This is a genomic window from Kitasatospora sp. NPDC023176 (assembly GCF_055560495.1).
The window spans coordinates 160,833-178,304 of the sequence record NZ_JBVHIP010000002.1 but is presented as its reverse complement, the minus strand read 5'-3'; the positions used below and the strand labels follow the sequence as shown (position 1 = coordinate 178,304).

At 72.6% G+C, this 17,472-nt stretch carries 16 protein-coding genes; 8 read left to right on the top strand and 8 right to left on the bottom strand.

Going from position 1 to position 17,472, the window contains the following annotated elements:
• Positions 1–57 precede the first annotated feature (57 nt).
• Positions 58–1,782 carry a putative Ig domain-containing protein gene (locus tag ACZ3YL_RS04970; protein WP_465655468.1) on the bottom strand — a complete coding sequence of 575 codons (1,725 nt, stop codon included), beginning with the start codon at positions 1,780–1,782 and terminating at the stop codon, positions 58–60.
• A gap of 256 nt (positions 1,783–2,038) precedes the next feature.
• Positions 2,039–3,274 (bottom strand): M20 metallopeptidase family protein, encoded by a 1,236-nt coding sequence (locus ACZ3YL_RS04965; RefSeq protein WP_465655725.1) that lies wholly within the window; start codon positions 3,272–3,274, stop codon positions 2,039–2,041.
• 176 nt (positions 3,275–3,450) lie between these two features.
• Here ACZ3YL_RS04965 and ACZ3YL_RS04960 point away from each other — a divergent pair, with 176 nt between their 5' ends.
• Both ACZ3YL_RS04960 and ACZ3YL_RS04955 read left to right on the top strand, forming a co-directional pair.
• Entirely contained in the window at positions 3,451–3,792 is a 342-nt protein-coding gene (locus ACZ3YL_RS04960; RefSeq protein WP_317621486.1) for a PadR family transcriptional regulator, read from the top strand.
• Complete coding sequence (locus tag ACZ3YL_RS04955) at positions 3,789–4,691, top strand: hypothetical protein (RefSeq protein ID WP_465655466.1); 903 nt, start codon at positions 3,789–3,791, stop codon at positions 4,689–4,691. The genes ACZ3YL_RS04960 and ACZ3YL_RS04955 overlap by 4 nt, the downstream gene beginning before the upstream one ends.
• Before the next feature lie 133 nt (positions 4,692–4,824).
• Here the strand turns inward: ACZ3YL_RS04955 and ACZ3YL_RS04950 are convergent, their stop codons facing one another.
• Positions 4,825–5,337, bottom strand: coding sequence for a hypothetical protein (locus ACZ3YL_RS04950; RefSeq protein WP_465655724.1), 513 nt, complete (start codon positions 5,335–5,337; stop codon positions 4,825–4,827).
• 190 nt (positions 5,338–5,527) lie between these two features.
• Between ACZ3YL_RS04950 and ACZ3YL_RS04945 the strand changes: the two genes are divergently transcribed.
• Positions 5,528–6,388 carry a DUF4184 family protein gene (locus ACZ3YL_RS04945; RefSeq protein ID WP_465655465.1) on the top strand — a complete coding sequence of 287 codons (861 nt, stop codon included), beginning with the start codon at positions 5,528–5,530 and terminating at the stop codon, positions 6,386–6,388.
• 27 nt (positions 6,389–6,415) lie between these two features.
• On the opposite strand, the gene ACZ3YL_RS04940 is transcribed toward ACZ3YL_RS04945, so the two are convergent.
• Together ACZ3YL_RS04940 and ACZ3YL_RS04935 are read right to left on the bottom strand one after the other, a co-directional pair.
• Complete coding sequence (locus ACZ3YL_RS04940) at positions 6,416–6,802, bottom strand: hypothetical protein (protein ID WP_188304982.1); 387 nt, start codon at positions 6,800–6,802, stop codon at positions 6,416–6,418.
• Complete coding sequence (locus ACZ3YL_RS04935) at positions 6,795–7,688, bottom strand: sulfite exporter TauE/SafE family protein (RefSeq protein ID WP_465655463.1); 894 nt, start codon at positions 7,686–7,688, stop codon at positions 6,795–6,797. Before ACZ3YL_RS04935 ends, ACZ3YL_RS04940 begins: the two co-directional genes overlap by 8 nt.
• A 176-nt stretch (positions 7,689–7,864) precedes the next feature.
• Here ACZ3YL_RS04935 and ACZ3YL_RS04930 point away from each other — a divergent pair, with 176 nt between their 5' ends.
• Together ACZ3YL_RS04930 and ACZ3YL_RS04925 are read left to right on the top strand one after the other, a co-directional pair.
• A complete protein-coding gene (locus ACZ3YL_RS04930) occupies positions 7,865–9,154 on the top strand; it encodes an acyl-CoA dehydrogenase family protein (protein ID WP_465655461.1) in 1,290 nt (429 codons plus the stop codon).
• Positions 9,155–9,346: 192 nt separating this feature from the next.
• On the top strand, positions 9,347–10,237 hold the full coding sequence (locus ACZ3YL_RS04925) for a fumarylacetoacetate hydrolase family protein (RefSeq protein WP_465655459.1): 891 nt from the start codon (positions 9,347–9,349) through the stop codon (positions 10,235–10,237).
• Here ACZ3YL_RS04925 and ACZ3YL_RS04920 read toward each other — a convergent pair.
• Both ACZ3YL_RS04920 and ACZ3YL_RS04915 read right to left on the bottom strand, forming a co-directional pair.
• Entirely contained in the window at positions 10,221–10,694 is a 474-nt protein-coding gene (locus tag ACZ3YL_RS04920; protein ID WP_465655457.1) for a universal stress protein, read from the bottom strand. The genes ACZ3YL_RS04925 and ACZ3YL_RS04920 overlap by 17 nt on opposite strands.
• A gap of 14 nt (positions 10,695–10,708) precedes the next feature.
• A complete protein-coding gene (locus tag ACZ3YL_RS04915; RefSeq protein ID WP_465655455.1) occupies positions 10,709–12,004 on the bottom strand; it encodes an SLC13 family permease in 1,296 nt (431 codons plus the stop codon).
• A 608-nt stretch (positions 12,005–12,612) separates the two neighbouring features.
• On the opposite strand from ACZ3YL_RS04915, the gene ACZ3YL_RS04910 reads away from it, so the two are divergent.
• Together ACZ3YL_RS04910 and ACZ3YL_RS04905 are read left to right on the top strand one after the other, a co-directional pair.
• Positions 12,613–13,149: a hypothetical protein gene (locus tag ACZ3YL_RS04910; protein WP_465655453.1), complete on the top strand. Its 537-nt coding sequence runs from the start codon at positions 12,613–12,615 to the stop codon at positions 13,147–13,149.
• Between the two features lie 620 nt (positions 13,150–13,769).
• Positions 13,770–14,414 carry a LysE family translocator gene (locus tag ACZ3YL_RS04905; protein ID WP_465655451.1) on the top strand — a complete coding sequence of 215 codons (645 nt, stop codon included), beginning with the start codon at positions 13,770–13,772 and terminating at the stop codon, positions 14,412–14,414.
• A 167-nt stretch (positions 14,415–14,581) separates the two neighbouring features.
• On the opposite strand, the gene ACZ3YL_RS04900 is transcribed toward ACZ3YL_RS04905, so the two are convergent.
• On the bottom strand, positions 14,582–15,316 hold the full coding sequence (locus tag ACZ3YL_RS04900; protein ID WP_465655449.1) for a CbrC family protein: 735 nt from the start codon (positions 15,314–15,316) through the stop codon (positions 14,582–14,584).
• A 186-nt stretch (positions 15,317–15,502) separates the two neighbouring features.
• Here ACZ3YL_RS04900 and ACZ3YL_RS04895 point away from each other — a divergent pair, with 186 nt between their 5' ends.
• A complete protein-coding gene (locus ACZ3YL_RS04895; RefSeq protein WP_188304974.1) occupies positions 15,503–17,335 on the top strand; it encodes a glycoside hydrolase family 15 protein in 1,833 nt (610 codons plus the stop codon).
• Positions 17,336–17,472: the final 137 nt, after the last annotated feature.

The window sequence follows — 17,472 nt, the reverse complement described above, 5'->3', positions numbered from 1 at the left end:
ACCCGGAGGTTCCGGCCGGTTGCCCTCCCCGGTGCGGGGAGGACAACCGGCTTCGGATCAGCCGACGTTGACGGCGGTGTCGTCGAGGACGAAGGAGGTCTGCTTGGTGTAGTCCTCGGCGCCGGTGAACTTGAGGGTGACGGTCTGGCCGGCGTACGCGGAGAGGTTGAGGCTGTGCTGCTGGTAGCCGGCGGCGGCGTTGACGTTGGAGTAGGTGGCCAGGTTGGTGCCGTTCGCGGTCACCGTGAGCTTGTCGTAGGCGGTGGTGGTGGGCTCGGCGGTGTCGATGTGCAGCCAGAAGCTGAGGGTGTAGCTGTTGCAGCCGGTCGGCAGGGTCACCGTCTGGGCGAGGGTGTCGGTGTTGGTGCTGCCGTTGCCGTCCAGCCAGACGTCGTAGCTGCCGGAGTGCGGCGGCTCGCTGGAGCTGTTGTTGATGGTGCTGCTGCCGCCGGTGTTGGTCTCGGTCCAGCCGGCCGTCGTTCCGGCCTCGAAGCCGGGGTTGGTGAGCAGCTGGGCGGCGGTGCAGCCGGTGCCGCCGCCGGTGGGCTGGACGGTCCAGGTGAAGGTGGCGGAGGAGGACGGGCCGGTGGAGTCCGTCGCGGTGGCCGTCACGGAGTAGGTCCCGGCGGTGGTCGGGGTGCCGCTGATCAGACCGGTCGTGGGGTTGACGCTCAGGCCGGCGGGCAGGCCGGTCGCGCCGTAGCTCAGGGTGCCGCCGGCCGTGTCGGTGCCGGAGAGCTGGAGGCTGGTGGCGGTTCCGGCGGTGGCGGTCCGGGCGCCGGGGTTGGTGAGGGTGACGCCGCCGGTGGTGCCGCCGCCGCTGCCGGCGGCGAGCCAGGCGGTGGCGTTGAGGCCGAGGGCGGCGTCGGTGCCGGCCGGGTCGTCCCAGCCGTCGTAGACGGTCTTGCCGGGTTCGCCGGTGCCGTCGTCGATGGCCGAGCTGTCGCCCCAGATGGCGAGCCGGCCCTTGCCGAAGCTGCTGGTGGCGAAGAAGGCGCCGGTGGTGCCGGAGTAACCGGTGCGGTAGACGATGCCCTTGACGGTGGGGTTGTCGGCGGGCTTGAGGGTGAAGGTGGTGCCGTTGCGGATGATGCTGCCGGTGACGGTGCCGAAGGGGCCGTGCAGGACGGGGTCGGTGGCGTCGTTGACGGCGGTCGGGTTGTCGGTCTGGATGTTGAGCAGGTCGACGGAGAGCCCGAACGGGTCGTTGCTGTTGACCGAGTTGGTGGTCATCAGGTCGTTGATGATGGCGGGGGAGTCCCAGCCGTCGTTGTTGCGGTCGCTGCCGGTGTGGTCGGAGATCAGGAACAGTCCGCCGCCGTTCTGGACGAACGTCATGACCGCGGTCTTCTCGGCGTCGCTGAGCCGGATGTTCGGCTCGGGCAGCACGAACTCGTCGAAGTTGGCGAGGTCCAGCGCGCCGCCGGTGCCGTAGGTGATGGTGGAGCCGCTCGGCAGGGTCTTGAGGCTGTACTGGCCGGTCTTCTGGAGGGCGACGCCCCAGCTGGAGATGGCGCCGGTCCAGTCGGTCCCGGACTGGGGGTTGGCGTTCTGGCCGAGCGGGTCCGGCTGGCTGGTGCTGATGATCCAGTCCGCGTTGCCGGCGGTCTCCGCCTTGCTGTCGTCGAACAGGACGCGGTGCTGGGTGGTCGTCGTGGTGGGGGCCACGCTCTTCGCCGGAGCCGCGACGGCCGGGTGGGGGGCGGCGCTCGCGCCGGCGAGCACGGTCAGGGCGGCGGCGCCCAGGGCGAGCGGGCGTACCGCGTCGATGCGTCTGAACATGGGTCAAGTCCTCTGTGGTGTGGGGAAGTACAGGGGAGAGCTACGCGCGTAGGCGCGCTGACACCGTTCCATGATGGGGTAAGCGGCGCTTGAACGGAACGCGACGAATCGGCGCAGCGCACGACGGCCCGTTGTCGGCAGGGGGCCCCTGAGCAGCTGCGACACCGGCAGAGCACCATGGGCACACCGAATCTCCCCCGCTGCCGGGAGGCAACCGGCCCGGTTGGCACCCCGGCCCGGCTGCCCCCCGGCCCCGCTACCCCCGGGCCAGCCTCCCCAGGGCCAGGCCGGCCAGCAGCGCGGCGCCGTCGGCGAGGACGCCGTCGTCGAACTCGGCCTCGGGGGAGTGGTTGTAGGGCGCGGTGTACGGGTCTCGGCCGTCGGTGGGGGTGGCGCCGAGCATCAGGTACGCGGTCGGGACGATCGCGCTCAGCACACCGAAGTCCTCGGATCCGGCGACCGGTTGGGGCATCTCGACGTACCGTTCCGGCCCGACCAGCCGGGCCGCCAGAGCGGCCGCGAACTCCGCCTCCACCGGGTCGTTGACGGTCACCGGGTAGCCGGGCTCCAGCTCGGCGACCGCCTCCAGCCCGTGCGCCGCCGCGATCCCGTGCACCACCCGCAGCGCCTCGCGGTGCACCAGTTCGCGCGCGTGCGGCGAGAAGGAGCGGATGGTCGCCGAGAACCGGGCCTCGTCGGGGATCACATTGGCCGCCGTGCCGGCGCTGAGCGTGCCGACGGTGAGCACCACCGGGTCGAAGACGTCGATCCGCCGGGTCACCATCGTCTGGAGGGCCAGTACCGCCTCGCACAGTGCCGGCACCGGGTCCAGCGCCGAGTGCGGGCTGGAGCCGTGCCCGCCGCGCCCGCGCAGGGTGACGTGCAGCGCGTCGGAGGCGGCCAGGACCGGCCCCGGGCGGGTGGCGATCAGCCCGTTGGGCAGCAGGGCGGCGGCCACGTGCAGCGCGTACCCGGCCACCACCGGCTTGCCGGCCGCCTCCAGTACGCCCTCGTCCACCATCAGCTGGGCGCCGCCCGCTCCCTCCTCGCCGGGCTGGAACATCAGCACCACGTCCCCGGCCAGCTCGGCGCGCCGTTCGGCCAGCAGCCGGGTGGCGCCGACCAGTGCGGCCATGTGCAGATCGTGTCCGCAGGCGTGCATGGCGCCGGGGATCGTGGACGCGTACGGCAGCGGCAGGTTCTCCTGTACGGGCAGGGCGTCCATGTCGGCGCGCAGCAGTACGGCCGGGCCCGGGCGCCCGCCGCGCAGCACCGCGGTGATCGAGGTCAGCCCGGTGCCGAGGGTGAGGTCCAGGGGCAGTCCTTCGAGCGCGGCGAGCAGGCGGTCGCGGGTGCGGGGCAGGTCCAGTCCGAGCTCCGGCTCCTGGTGCAACTCCCGCCGCAGTGCCACCAGTTCGGGCTGGAGGCGGGCGGCTGAGCGGGCCAGTTCGGTCAGGGACAGCTGGTCGAGCAGGGCGTCGGAGCCGGGCAGGTCGGACACGGGGCCTCCAGGGGGGGCGGGTGGTCTGTCTGGCTCGATGATCGGGGTTGCCCGTCGCGTTGCGGCCGGGTTCACGGATCCGACACGAGCCGAGGGCCGGGGCGTGATGGCGCGGCCGACCCCCCCGGCTCGTTGAGATAGTCCGACGGAGTGACTATCGTCATGGGGTGAGTGAGCGTGTGATGCAAGAACCCACCGTGATGGTCCTGACCGCCCTGGCAGACGCCCCCCGGCACGGATACGCCATCGCCCAGGAGATCAAGGCGATGACCGACGGCCGGGTCGCCCTGCGCACCGGCGCCCTGTACGGGGCACTGGACCGGCTGCTGGCCGACGGCCTGATCGACGTCGACCGCGAGGAGATCGTCGACGGCCGGGCCCGGCGGATCTTCACCCTCTCCCCGACCGGACGCGAACGGCTGGCGGCCGAAGCCGAACGCCTCGCCGCGACGGCCCGGGAGGCCACCCGCCGCCTCTCCGTCACCCGTCCGGCAGCGACCGGCACATGATCCAGCACGTCCTCCGGCTGTACCCCACCGCCTACCGCCGGGCCCACGGCGAGGAGATCGCCGCGACCTTCCACGAGATGACGGCCGGCGAGCCGCTGCGCGCGCGCCTGCGGGACGCGGCGGAGCTGGCGGCCAACGCCCTGCGGATGCGGGCGGGGCTCGGCCCGGCCGCCCCCGCCGCCCGGGCGCTCGGCCTGGCCTACCCCCTCGTGCTGGCCGGCTCGGCCACCGCCTGCGGACTCCACCTGCTGCGCTGGTACACCGCCCTGGTCACCTCGCCCGCCCCGCTGGGGCCGCAGCTGCGCGTCGACCTGGCGGGGGCCTGGGGCGCGCTGCTGGTCTCCTCGCTGCTGGTCTTCGCGGGCGCGGCCGCCGCCCTGGCCGGCCGCCGGCGCTCGGGCGTGCCCTGCACGGTGCTCGGGCTGCTCACCTTCGCGGCGGCCGCGGTGGTGAGCGGGCCCGCCTACGGTGACCCGGTCGCCGCCCCGGCCGCGGCGACCCTGGCGGCGGCCCTGCTGCTCGCCTGCCCGCCGGACCGGCGCGCGGAGGGCGCGGGGCCGTTCCGGGTGGGCGGGGCCGGGGTCGTGATCGCGCTCGTCCTGGTGCCCCGGGCCGCCGTCGGCGCACACGCCCTGCCCGGGGTCAGCACCGACTACGGATGCTGGCCGCTCCTCGTTCTCGCGGCGGCGGCTGCCGCGTCGGCCTGGCGCAGCGGATCGCGGGGCGGCCGCGACCTGGCGGCGCTGGCCCTGGCCTCGCCGCCGCTGCTCGGCCAGGCCGGCACCACGGCCTGGGGCGACCCGACCGCCGTCACCTGCCTGGCGACCGTCCTGGCGGCGGCAGCGGCCGGCGTCCCGCTCGCGGGCCGCCTGGGGCGGGCCCTCCGCCGGGCGTCCTGAGCGGTCACCCGGCGCGGGGAGCGGCTCGCCTCTGGACGTCCTCCAGGGTGTCGCCCGGCTCGCCGTGACCGCGCTGTGCACCGGCGGGGGCCTCTGCTGCCGGCACGACTGACCACCTGGCGTACCCTCACGCTCAGCCGCCCAGCCGGTGCCGGACATAGTGCGGGTGGGCTTCACCCACCTCGATGTCGTTCTCGTCGAGCCCGTTGGCGATCTGCAGGCGGCCCCCGGCGAAGCGGAATTCCACCGCCACGGTTCCGGCCGCCAGGTCATGGCCCGCCGGCCGCCACTCCAGGAGTGCGGCCTCGCGCAGTTCCTGGCCGACGAAGGGTTCGAGGCGCTCATCGCGCCGGGACCACCGGGGTGTCAGCTCGGACCACTCCCACCCGGAGATGGCCCGCGCGGTGTCGATCGAGTCCCAGCCGATGGAGAGGTTGTCGAGCTGCCGGTGGCACACCTCCACCTGGACACCGTCGAAGTCCAGCACCACCGGGCAGTCGGCGAACCAGTCCCCGTCCTCGGCGAACCGCACCACGGCGAAGCCCGTCAGCCGTCTGCCGGCGAGCGCCGCCAGGCGCGATCCGTGCGCCTGCCGGACCGCGTCGATCCCGACCAGGAAGGACGGCTCGAAGCCGTAGATCCCCATGTCCACGGGCCGAGTCTCCCGGCTTTCCGCCCGATCGGCCACCACATTTCGACCGGGCGGATCCTCCGCTGCGGACGGGGCCCTGTCGTGCGGTGTTCGCCGACCGAGGACGGGGTTCGGCGCGCGGTTATTAGTCCGTTTGACGTAGCATTCCGTTCGACGGACTATCGGTCCGCCCGAGAGGATGCCCATGCCGTTCACCCTGTCCCACCCCGCGGCCGTGCTGCCGCTGCTGCGCCGGCCCTTCAGTGGGGCCGCGCTGGTCGCCGGTGCGGTCGCGCCGGACATGCCCTACTTCGTGGCCACCGTCGGCCTGCCCGTCAGCGCGCAGTCCTGGTACGAGCCGTTCACCAACGCCACCACCACCCACACCCTGCCCGGTGCCCTGACCGTCGGCCTGCCGTACACCCTGGCGCTGTGGGCGTCGTTCCTGGCGGGCCGTCGGCCGCTGGCGTCGCTGCTGTCGCTGCCGGTCGACGTGCCGCAGGCCCGGACGGCGGGCGCGGTGATCCAGCGGGCGGCCTGGGTCCTGCTCTCCGCGCTGATCGGCCTCGCCACCCACCTGGCCTGGGACTCCTTCACCCACTTCGACGGCTTCGTGGTCGCCCGCACGCCCTGGCTGAACTCCCCGTTGGCGGGCAGCCTCACCTGGGCCCGGGCGTTGCAGCACCTGAGCACCGTCGGCGGCCTGGTGGCCATCGCGGTGTACGGCTGGCGCAGGCGGGACCGGCTGCGCATCGGTGCGGGTGCGGGTGCGGGTGCGGGTGCGGGTGCGGCGCCGCGCCGGGTCCTGCTCGCGCTGGCGCTGTGTGCGGCCGCCGGGGCCGTCGCCCACGCCTGGCGGTGGCTCGCCGGGCCGGACGCGGGGACGGCCGGTCAGCCGCTGGGCGCCGTCCTCGAAGGGGTGCTGTCCGACGCGGCGAAGGGTGCGGGCGCGGGCCTGATCGCCGCCCTCGCCCTGTACGTCGCCGGCTGGTGGCTCCGGCGCGCCGTCGCCGCACGTCGGGGGACCGCGTACGAGGACGGCTCGCGCGCGGGAACCGCTGCCTGAGGAGGCGTCAGCCGAGTGGGGCGGGTGTCAGCCGAGCAGGGCGCCGCCCAGGAGCAGGGCCACCACGAGCGCGGCGAGCAGGGAGTGCCGCCAGTCGCCGGCCCGGAGCCAGCGGGCCACGGTGACCAGGATGCCGAGTCCGGGGGCGACGGCGAGGGTGAGCAGCCCGAGGCCGAGCAGCAGGGGGCCGGCGCTGTGCTGGGAGGTGAGGTCGGCGAGGGCGAGCGGGCGGGCGGTGCGGTCGCCGGCGGCCAGCGAGGTGACCAGGCCGGCCAGGATCAGCGCCAGGGCGAGGGCGCTGGTGGCCAGCAGCGCGGTGGCGGTGAACCGGTTGGTGCGGACTTCCTCGGCCAGCGGGTCCGGGGTCGGAGCGGTGGCGGTGCGGCCGGGTTCGGTGGTGGGGAGGTCAGACATTGATCACTCCGAAGGCGCCGAGGAGGAAGGAGAGGCCGGAGGCGAGCACGACCGTGGTGTAGACGGCCTCGATGGTGCTCACCGAGAGCCGGCCGGAGAGCCGGGAGCCGAGCAGTGACCCGGTGGTGATGCCGAGCACGATCGGGGCCACCAGCAGGGGTTGCACCACGCCGGCGGCGAAGTAGACGACGAAGCTGGCCACCGCCGTGATGCCGATCATGAACTGGCTGGTGGCGGTGGCCACTCGGACCGGCACGCCCATGCCGACCGTCATCGCCGGCACCTTGAGGAAGCCGCCCCCGATGCCCAGCATGCCGGAGAGCATCCCGGCCACCATCGAGGCGCCGGCGCCGAGGAGCGGGCGCCGGGCCCGGTAGGCGCGAGCGGTGCTGTCGGTGTCGTCCGCGATCAGACCGGTGAGGGCGTCCCGGCCCTCGCAGGCGCGCAGTCCGTGCCGGGTGAGGGCGTCCGGCGGGGTCGCGGCGGTCACCAACGCCCCTGCGGGGGAGGGGAGTCGTTTGCGGCGGCGGGTGAGCTCGGCGGACAGGAACTGGCTCAGGCCGAAGACGGCCTCCAGGGCGGGGCGCGGGATGAAGGCGGTGACCAGGCTCCCCGCGATGCCGCCGATGGTGGTGGTCACCTCCAGGCTGAACGCGAGGCGCTTGTGGGTGAGGCCCTGGCGCAGGTAAGCGGCCGAGCCGGCGGCCGAGTTGGCGATGACGGCGGCCAGTGAGACGGCCACCGCCGAGCGGAACGAGACGCCGTAGCCGAGCACCAGCACCGGCACCACGACCGCGCCGCCGCCGATCCCGGTCAGCGCGCCGACGCCGCCGGCCGCGGCGCCCATCAGTATCAGTACGAGCAGGGTGGAGAACGTCAGCGTCATCGGCATGCCCTTTCCGGGGGCGGGGGACGGGGGCGCGTGCACTGCGCGAGTCGAAAGGTCATCTTCCGGCGGTCGAACGTTAGTTGACGCAGGATCAGTGGAATGCCCGACTGTGACGCACACCACCGATCTGGATCGGACAGTTTACTTGTCGGTAACATGGCGGGCTTTCGGGAGTGGCATTGTCGGTTCCGCTCGCACCGGAATGTGCGACCGGCGCGAGCCTGCAACCTCTCCTCCGAGGAAAGGGCAAAACCGTGACTTCCTTAGCCGTTCAGCCGCGTCCCGCCGCCGCTGACCACCTCGACCAGACCGCCGGAACCGAAGCGGCGGCCTTTCTGGACGACGTCCGGAGCTTCACTCGGGAAAGAGTCGCCCCGGTGGCCGGGCTGATCGACCGCAGCGACGAGATCGGCACCGAACTCTTCGGCGAAATGGCCCGCCGCGGCCTGTTCGCCAACTCCCTCGGCTACCGCGCCGACCAGCCCCACGGCGGGCCCGAGCGGGTGCGCTTCCTCCTCCAGGTGCTGGAGGAACTGGCCCGGGTCTCACCGTCCGTCGCCAAGGCGGTGATGGACCAGAACATGGGCCAGATCGGCATGTTGCGTGAGTACGCGGGCCGCGAGCTGCGCGAACGCTACCTCGACGCGATCGCCACCGGCGAGCAGCAGGCCGCCTTCGCGATGAGCGAGCCGCAGACCGGTTCCAACGTCGCCCGCTTCACCACGGTGGCGACCCCGGTGGAGGGCGGCTACCGGATCAGCGGCGAGAAGGACTGGATCACCGGCGCGGCCCGTCGGACGGTCCATTTCGTGGTCGCCAAGCCTTCCCCCGAATCCCGCGAGGTCGGCCTCTTCCTCGTGGACCGGACCCGGCTCGGCGCCGGCGACGGAACGGTCGAGATCGACGACCGCAAGGAGAAACTGGGGCTGCGCGGACTGGGCGAATTCCACGTCCGCTACCACGATGTGTTCGTACCCGTCGAGCAGGTCGTCCTCGGTTTCGACCGGAGTTCGCTGCGCCGGATCATGCGCCACTACAACGGAAAGCGCCTGGGCCAGTCGGCGATCTGCCTCGGCCTTTCGAAGAGCGCGCTGCGGACGGCCTTCGACTACTCCAGTGCCCGCCTTCCGGCCGGTTCCCCGGGCCACCTCGCGATGCGGACCGCGCTGGCTCCCCTGGTCAGCGAGTTGCGCGCGGCGCAGTCGCTCATCGACTGGGCCGCGGGCGAGTGGGCCGCCGGGGACGACACCGGTGCGCCCAGCGCGATGGCCAAGTACGTGACGGGCGACCTCGCCCAGCGGATCACCAACACCGCCGCCCAGGTGTGCGGCGCCAACGGGCTGTCGGACAAGATGCCGCTGGCCCGGCTGATGCGGGACGCCCGGATGCTCACCATGGCCGGCGGTGCGTCCGAGGTGCTGCGCGGTACGGTCGCCCAGCAGCTGGACCGCCTGCTCGACTGAGCCCGCCAGCACCCACCACCCGGCCGACGCCCCGGCCCACCACCGGCCGGCCCGTACGCCGGTCGTGCAGCGCCCGTACGTCGGTCGTCCGCAGGCCGGCCGGGGCGTCGACCGACCTGTCCCAAGGGACGGGCGGGCGCCGTGACCGCTACCGGCGCCCGCCCGTCCCGCCGAGCGCGAGAAGGAGAAACGATGCGCCTTGCGACCATCCGGACCGGTGGAGCGGAGAGACTCGCGCTGGTCGACCCGGACGGCGCCGCCCTGACGCTGCCCGCCCCCGGCCGGCCGGGGCCGGCCGACCTGCCCGACCTGCCCGACCTGCTCCGCCGTGGACCGGAGGCCTGGACGGAGCTGGCCGAGCGGAGCCCGTCCGGGTCCCGACTGCCCTTCAGTGACGTCGAGTTGCTGGCGCCACTGCCACGCCCGGCGAACAACCTGTTCGCCCTGGGGCTCAACTACACCGACCACGGCCAGGAGGCCTACCGCGCGGCGGGCCGGGAGTACCGCAGGCCCCGACACCCGGTGGTGTTCACCAAGGACCGCCGCAGCGTGGCCGCACCCGTCGGCCCGCTGGGGATCGACTTCTCGCTCTCGAAGGAGATCGACTGGGAGGTGGAACTCGCGGTGGTGATCGGCCGCCCCGCCTGGCGGGTCGACGAGGCCCGGGCGCTGGACCACGTCTTCGGCTACTGCGTGGCCAACGACATCACCGCGCGGGACCTCCAGACCCGGCACAAGCAGTACTACCTGTCGAAGAGCCTGCCCGGCAGCTGCCCGCTGGGCCCGTGGATCACCACCGCCGACGAAGTCCCGGACCCGCACGACCTGGCGATCACCCTCAGCGTCAACGGTGTGGCCCGACAGGTCTCCCGGACCGACCAGATGGTGTTCTCCATCCCGGAGACCATCGCCGCGATCTCCCGGATCGTGCCGCTGGAGCCGGGCGACGTCATCCTGACCGGCACCCCGGCCGGGACGGGCTTCGCCGCCGACCCGCCCGGCTACCTGGCCCCCGGCGATGTGGTGGAGTGCTCGATCGAGGGGCTCGGGACGCTCAGTAACCGGATCACGGCACTGGACTGAAGCCCCGCCCGGGCCGCCCCGGCCACACCAGCAGTACCGCGCAGCGGGCGTGGTCGACCACGAAGCGGGCTGCCGGGCCGAGGCTGTGCGGCCCGGGGTGGGCGGAGTCGCCGTCGCGGGCGAGGACGAGCAGGTCGGCCGCGTCCGCCACGGCGAGGACCTCGTGCTCGGTGCGGCCGGTGCGCTCCAGCCGGGTGCAGGGACGGCCGAGGCGATCGGCGGCGGCGTCGAGGAGCTGCCGGCCCGACGCCGCCGCCAGCGTCTCCACCCGGTTGCCCGGGTCCTGCTCGCGATGGCCGCGGCCGAGCAGGCCGGCGAACGCGCCGTGCGCGACACCGGGCACGTCCTGGCCGCTGACGTGCAGCAGGACGACCTCCGCGTCCTGCGGTGCGTGGGCGCGGGCGGCGTCGACGCAGGCGGGCCAGGTGCCCTCGGTGATCCAGACGACGACGGTCACGGCGGTCGGTCTCCTCACGATCCGATGACGTGCAGGGACCCCCACAGTGCCACCACGGCCAGCGTCAGGGCGACGGGCACGACGAGCAGCCCGAGCCGGGTGAACTCGCCCAGGCCGACGTCGGTGTCGTGTTCGCGGACGATACGCCGCCACAGCAGGGTGGCCAGGGACCCGGCGTAGGTGAGGTTGGGGCCGATGTTCACCCCCAGAAGCACGGCGAGGACGGCGCCGGAGCCGGAGGGAACGGCCAGCGGGAGCAGGACGAGGGTCGCGGGCAGGTTGTTGATGACGTTCGCCAGCACGGCCGCCAGCGCCGCGGTGCCGAGCAGGGCGGGCAGCGAGGTGCCGTGCGGGAGCAGGTGCCCGAGCCCCGAGGCCAGCCCGTTGTCGACCACCGCCCGGACCACCACCCCGAGCGCCAGGACGAAGGCCAGGAACGGCACGGCCGCCGAGCGGACGATCGCCGCCGGGGTGGTGCGCCGCTGCGCCAGGGCCCGGACCGCCAGCACCAGGGCGCCCGCCAGCGCCGCCCAGGCCGGATCCACCCCGAGCGCGGAGGTCAGCACGAAGCCGCCGAGCGTGCCCGCCACCGTGACCAGGGCGAACACCGGCAGCTCCGGTGCCTCCGGCGAGGCCGGGGCCGGCGCGCCCGCGTCCAGGTCGGCGGCGAAGAACCGGCGCAGCACCACGTACTCGACGGCGATGGCCGCCAGCCACGGCAGCAGCATCAGCGCGGCGAAGCGGGTGAAGCTCAGCCCGCTGGCGGCGAAGGCCAGCAGATTGGTCAGGTTGGAGACCGGCAGCAGCAGCGAGGCGGTGTTCGACAGATGGGTGCACGCGTACAGGTGCGGCTTGGGCCGGGCGCCGAGCCGGGCCGCCGTGGCGAACACCACCGGCGTCAGCAGCACCACGGTGGCGTCCAGACTGAGCACGGCCGTGATCACCGACGCCACCACGAACACCTGCGCCAGCAGCCGCCGCGGACTCCCGGCGGAGGCACGCGCCATCCACGCCCCGCAGGCCTGGAACAGCCCCTCGTCGTCACACAGCTTGGCCAGCACCAGCACGGCCGCCAGGAACCCGATCACCGGCCCCAGCCGCCCGGCCTCCGCCAGCGCGTGGTCCAGCGGGATCGCCCCGGCGACGATCGCCACGCCCGCAGCCGGCACCGCGACCACCGCCTCCGGCCAACCCCACGGCCGGACCACCGCGCCCACCAGCACCAGCACCAGCAGCACGACGGACAGGGCCTCGGCGAACGACGTACTCAGGGTCTTGCTCCTCGCAGGCGACGGTGACGGTGCCTCCATCGAACCAGAGGCCCGGACACCACGGCACACGGGGCGGTGTACACGCTGTCGCGGACGATCGGGGGTGCCCGCGCGGGTGCGTGGCTGTGGGTGAAGACACTCAACCCGTGGGCACGGCTGACGGAGTGAATGTCACGCAATGACCACGGGGCATCCACCGACGTGTCTGCTCCGGGCCGACGGCATCGTCGGCCCGAGGATTTGGTAGGCGCTGGACCGGTGGGCCACCCCCCTGGAACGTCCTCACCTGCTGACGGACCGCCGACCGCTGCGGCGCGCCGAAGCCGCCGGGATCCGGTCTGCACCGGGCGCCGGCCGTCACCGGCCTGAACGCCCTTCGGGGCGCGCGCCGATGATCCCCGCGGTCGGCTCCGCAGCCCGGCCCTCGGCCTCGCGGACCTTCCCGCGCAGCCGGTCGTGCGGTTCCTCGACCAGGCCCGATGCCTCGCGAAACGGCGATGGCCGAGCGCTCCGGAAGCTCCCGGCGCACGCCCGCTCGCGACCGTCTACTTGCAAGCGGGCATCCCCCTATCGGGTGATATACCCGCCTTGCGAGCGTCCCTACATTGGCGATGGCACATTCCGCTGGCATCCGTCTCGGAGGCATCATGTCATCGCTGCGCACCGGCCTCACCGCCGTAACCGTCGCCGTGCTCGTGGGCGCCACGACCGTCGCAACCCAGAACACCGTCACCGCGGCGCCGGCGGCGCCCACGGTGGTCCGAGGAATCGCCCACCTCAACACGGTGGTCGACCTGCCGCCCGGTGTGTGGACCAACACCCCGCTGGAGGTCACCCTGCCCCGGGCCGGGACCTACGAGCTCGACGCGAACGTCCGTGGCCGTCTCGCGGGCGTTCCGCCGGTCAACACGTACATCACCGCTCGGCTGTGGGATGCCACATCGAACACCGCCGTCGCGGACAGCGAGCGGCTCGTCTACCAGGTCATCGACCTGAACCCCGGCAACGCCCAGGCCGGCGGTAACGCGACCGCACCGATCAGCGAGCTGATCCACGTGAACGGGCCGACCACGATCCAGCTGCAGGGCATCCGACGCGACGCGGTCGGGACGGCGTCCGTTGCCCAGATCTACTCCGACGCCGCCGGTCGCACGTCGCTGCGCTACGACCGGGTCGGCCCCTGAAGCCGGAACCAGAGCTCCGAGGAAGCCTCTGTTACGCGAGGCGTCTGAGCTGCGCTCGGTGTTGAACCTCGCGGGTCACCCGACCTGCTGACCTACGGTTCGTTCCGGGACAGCGGAGGCGGCCGTTCTCCACGCTTCGAGATGTCGAGTCACGAAGCGCGAGAGAACGGCCGCTGTCCATGAGCCCTCCCGTCGACGCGCCCGTAGGGGACCAGTTGAGCCTTCTGTCCCGCTGTCGGGTCGAGTTCCACGAGAGCCTGACGCGCTGTTGTGCACGGAGAGCCGGTCAAGACGCCGGCTCACCAGCACCACCCGCCCGCAGGTGCCCCAGGTGTCCAGGCCGATCGCCGCGCTCCAGGCCGGCATCACCGCGGACTTCACGAATCCGCGGGCCGGGCCCGGGTGCTCCGGGGCCGGACCGGCAATCCGAGCGCGAGGACCACCAGCCACCCGAGTACTTGTCGGCGTTCTTGATCGTCGCGGGGCCGAGGGCGCTTTAGGACGCCGATCAGCAGGGCCGTATCCTGCCGGAGGCGAGGCAGGTGCTGTTGATGCGTCGCAGCCGGGCTACTCCCACTTCGGGTGCCAGGTCATTCGACGAACGAGCAGGGAGTTGACCGGTGATCACTCTGGCCGCAGCGGGAGGAGTGGCCCTGGTCGAACTGGGCATGGCCCTGACCCCGGGACCGAACATGATCCACCTCGCCTCCCGCGCCATCACCCAAGGCCGCAGGGCAGGCCTCGTCAGCCTCAGCGGGACCGCCGTGGGATTCCTGTGCTACCTGCTGGCCGCGGCTGCGGGCCTGTCCGCGGTGTTCACCGCTGTGCCGATGGCGTTCACGGTGGTCAAGCTCGCCGGAGCCGCCTACCTGGCCTACCTCGCCTGGGGCATGCTCAAGCCCGGCGGCCGCTCGCCCTTCACCCCGGCCCAGGACCTGCCGCCGCTCTCCGACACCCGCCTGTTCTCGATGGGGCTGCTGACCAACCTGCTCAACCCCAAGATCGCTCTTCTCTACGGCGCCCTGCTGCCCCAGTTCCTGGACCCACAGTCAGGTCCGGCCTGGAAGCAACTGCTCCAGCTCGGTGGTGTGCAGATCATCGTGGGGATCTGCGTGAACGCTGTGGTCATGCTGGGCGCAGCACGCGTGTCGGGGTTCCTGGCCGTCAGGCCCCGCGTCATGACCGCCCAGCGGTTCACGGCAGGCGCCCTGCTCGGCGCCTTCGCGCTGCGCACGGCCCTGTCCCGCGCTTCCGTCTCCAGCTGAGCCAGGCCCGCGTGAGCCGGACCAGGACGCCGGTCTCGTCGAGGACTTCGGGTGCCAGGCGGTCGGGCGTTTCCTCCCGAATCGGCACCCGCGCCAGAATCGCCTCTTTCGCGTCTCGGCCACGTTGACGAACCCCGGCTTTGCTTGCCGTTTGACCTGCGCCCGACCTACGTGGCGTCCGAGTAGGCGCGGTGGGTACCGCAGCTGCGGCACTGGAAGAGGTATGCGGTTGGCTGACCGTCCTTGGTCAATGCCTTGAGGTACTGCTCGGCCTGCGACGCGGGCCAGGATGCGAGTTCTTGCCGAAGCGATGTCCAGGCCTCGAGGCAGGCGGCGAGCTCAGCGGCTCCGGCGGTTCCCAGGAAGGCAGCGCCGTCTTCGCAGTGGATCAGCCAGCGTTCCTGCTGCCATCCGCTGAATCCTGGCGTGCGTTGCGTGATCGCGATCAGCCGATCCAGCGGGACGTCGTCGACCACGTCGGTGAACTGTGCCTCGAAGCGGTCAGCCGCGCTCCCATCCGCGATGCACCATGGGCAGAGCCGGTGACGAAGGTTCTCGACTGCGTAGACGGGGCCGGTGTAGATGTGGCCGCGGGCTCGACCGCAGCAGCTGCACTCCGCGTCGGACCGCACGATGGCACCCGTGGCGACCGGGTCGGGGTGATACGGGAACACAGGAAGCGGCTCTGTCACGGCCAGCGACCGTATCACCCCAGCTCCGGGTGCTCGGATGAGCCGGTCCGCCGGGGTGCCGGCGGCCTCGGCGCCGAACAGGGCGGCGAAGAGCAGGACCAGCAGCACCGAGGCGGTGGCCATCGCCCAGGCCGCCCGCGCCGTCCAGCGTTCGGTGGCGTCGGGGAGTGGAAACCGGAGCGGATCTTGCCCCAGAAGTGCACTGTCCACGAAGCCGTCGGGCCAGTCTGCCGGGACGGGGGGGCACGGTGGGTAGATCGGCGACCCACCGGATGGGAAGCGGGTACGACTTGGCTGCTCTCCGGTCCGCCGTGCCGGTTTCCGGGGGCGGCCTACCATGAGAGGTGGTCCTCTTGATCCCCGTGGCTGCCATGGCGAGATGGTAGGGAGGCCGGGATGGAGTTCGGGAGCGGGTCCGGGCGGGTGGGCGGTTCGCGCTATCCGCCGATCTCCGAGCACGGGCTGATCGGTGATCTCCGGACCGCCGCGCTGGTCGCGACGGACGGGACCATCGACTGGTACTGCTGCCCGCGGTTCGACGCGCCGAGCGTGTTCGGGTCCATCCTGGACGCCGAGCGGGGCGGGTCGTTCAAGCTGGCCGCCGACGTGCCGGCGCGGACCAGACAGTTCTACTTCCCCGACACCAATGTGCTGATCACCCGGTTCTACGCGGCGGACGGCGTCGCGGAGATCCAGGACTTCATGCCGGTCGTCGACGAGTCGCGCGAGTCCTCCCGGCACCGGCTGATCCGGCGGGTGATCTGCGTGCGGGGGACGCTGCCGTTCGCGGCACGGGTGGCGCCCCGGTTCGGTTACGGGGCGGAGCGGCACACGGCGCGGGTACAGGCCCACGAGGCGGTCTTCGAGGCGCCGTCGATGTCGTTGGCGCTGACCTCCACCGCGCCGTTGGAGTGCGACGGCACGGACGTGTGGTCGCACTTCAAGCTACTGGAGGGCGAGTCCGTGGTGTTCGCGCTCGACCGGATCGGCGGTGACGTCCGGCCGCGGGCCTGTCCGCACGCCGAGGCGGAGGAGCAGTTCGAGGCGACCGTCCGGTTCTGGAGCAACTGGATGGGCCGCTCGCGCTACCGCGGCCGCTGGCGGGAGATGGTGCACCGCTCCGCGCTGGTGCTGAAGCTGCTCACCTACGCGCCGACCGGTGCGATCGTGGCCGCGCCGACGACCAGCCTGCCCGAGCGGGTCGGCGGTGAGCGCAACTGGGACTACCGGTACGTGTGGGTCCGCGACGCCGCGTTCTGCGTCTACGCCATGCTCCGGCTGGGCTTCACCTCCGAGGCCGAGGCGTTCATGGGCTTCCTGTCCGAGCGCGGCATCATGCGGGGCGCCGGCCCGACCGGCCCGCTGCAGATCATGTACGGCATCGACGGGCGCAGCGACCTGCCGGAGTCCGAACTGCGCCACCTGGAGGGGTACCTCGGCTCCGCCCCGGTGCGGGTCGGGAACGCCGCCACCCATCAGCTCCAACTCGACATCTACGGGGCGCTGATCGACTCCGTCTACCTGTACGACAAGTGGGGTCAGCCGATCAGCAGCGACCACTGGGACGAGGTCGGCGCCGTCGTGGACTGGCTCTGCGACCACTGGGACCAGCCCGACGAGGGCGTCTGGGAGACCAGGGGTGGCCGCCAGGACTTCGTCTACTCGCGGCTGATGTGCTGGGTGGCGATCGAACGGGCCATCCGGATGGCCCACCGGCGCGGCCTGCCGGCCGATCTGCCCCGCTGGCAGCGCAACCGGGACGCGATCTACCGGCAGATCATGCGGGAGGGCTGGTCCGCCGAGCGCGGGGCGTTCGCCCAGTCACTGGGCGCCGACGTGCTCGACGCCTCCGTGCTGATGATGCCGATGGCCAAGTTCGTCTCGCCCACCGACCCCAAGTGGCTCGCGACTCTGGACGCGCTCAGCAGGGACCTGGTCTCCGACTCCCTGGTCTACCGCTACGACCCCGGGGCCAGTCCGGACGGGCTGCACGGCTCCGAGGGGACTTTCTCGATCTGCTCCTTCTGGTACGTCGAGGCGCTCACCCGCGCCGGACGCCTCGAGGAGGCCCGGCTGGCCTTCGAGAAGATGCTCACCTACGCCAACCACCTGGGCCTCTACGCCGAGGAGATCGGCCGGACCGGGGAGCAACTCGGCAACTTCCCGCAGGCGTTCACCCATCTCTCGCTGATCAGCGCCGCGTTCAACCTGGACCGCGCCCTGGGTTGAGTGGCCCCCGCCGACCGGCACTGGCCCGCACCCCGACCCCCGGGGGTGCGGGCCGTGGCGTATCAGCTGGCGTGTTGCGGCGAGTGGAGCGTGGTGACGTAGGGTGATAGGAGATCAACAGGGGGGAGTCGAAGTCG

Bases quoted from the DNA above. Each gene is read 5' to 3' on its own strand.
- ACZ3YL_RS04940 (WP_188304982.1), bottom strand. From the start codon at position 6,802: ATGTCTGACCTCCCCACCACCGAACCCGGCCGCACCGCCACCGCTCCG.
- ACZ3YL_RS04970 (WP_465655468.1), bottom strand. From the start codon at position 1,782: ATGTTCAGACGCATCGACGCGGTACGCCCGCTCGCCCTGGGCGCCGCC.
- ACZ3YL_RS04945 (WP_465655465.1), top strand. From the start codon at position 5,528: ATGCCGTTCACCCTGTCCCACCCCGCGGCCGTGCTGCCGCTGCTGCGC.
- ACZ3YL_RS04915 (WP_465655455.1), bottom strand. From the start codon at position 12,004: ATGGAGGCACCGTCACCGTCGCCTGCGAGGAGCAAGACCCTGAGTACG.
- ACZ3YL_RS04955 (WP_465655466.1), top strand. From the start codon at position 3,789: ATGATCCAGCACGTCCTCCGGCTGTACCCCACCGCCTACCGCCGGGCC.
- ACZ3YL_RS04895 (WP_188304974.1), top strand. From the start codon at position 15,503: ATGGAGTTCGGGAGCGGGTCCGGGCGGGTGGGCGGTTCGCGCTATCCG.
- ACZ3YL_RS04910 (WP_465655453.1), top strand. From the start codon at position 12,613: ATGTCATCGCTGCGCACCGGCCTCACCGCCGTAACCGTCGCCGTGCTC.
- ACZ3YL_RS04950 (WP_465655724.1), bottom strand. From the start codon at position 5,337: ATGGGGATCTACGGCTTCGAGCCGTCCTTCCTGGTCGGGATCGACGCG.
- ACZ3YL_RS04925 (WP_465655459.1), top strand. From the start codon at position 9,347: ATGCGCCTTGCGACCATCCGGACCGGTGGAGCGGAGAGACTCGCGCTG.
- ACZ3YL_RS04935 (WP_465655463.1), bottom strand. From the start codon at position 7,688: ATGACGCTGACGTTCTCCACCCTGCTCGTACTGATACTGATGGGCGCC.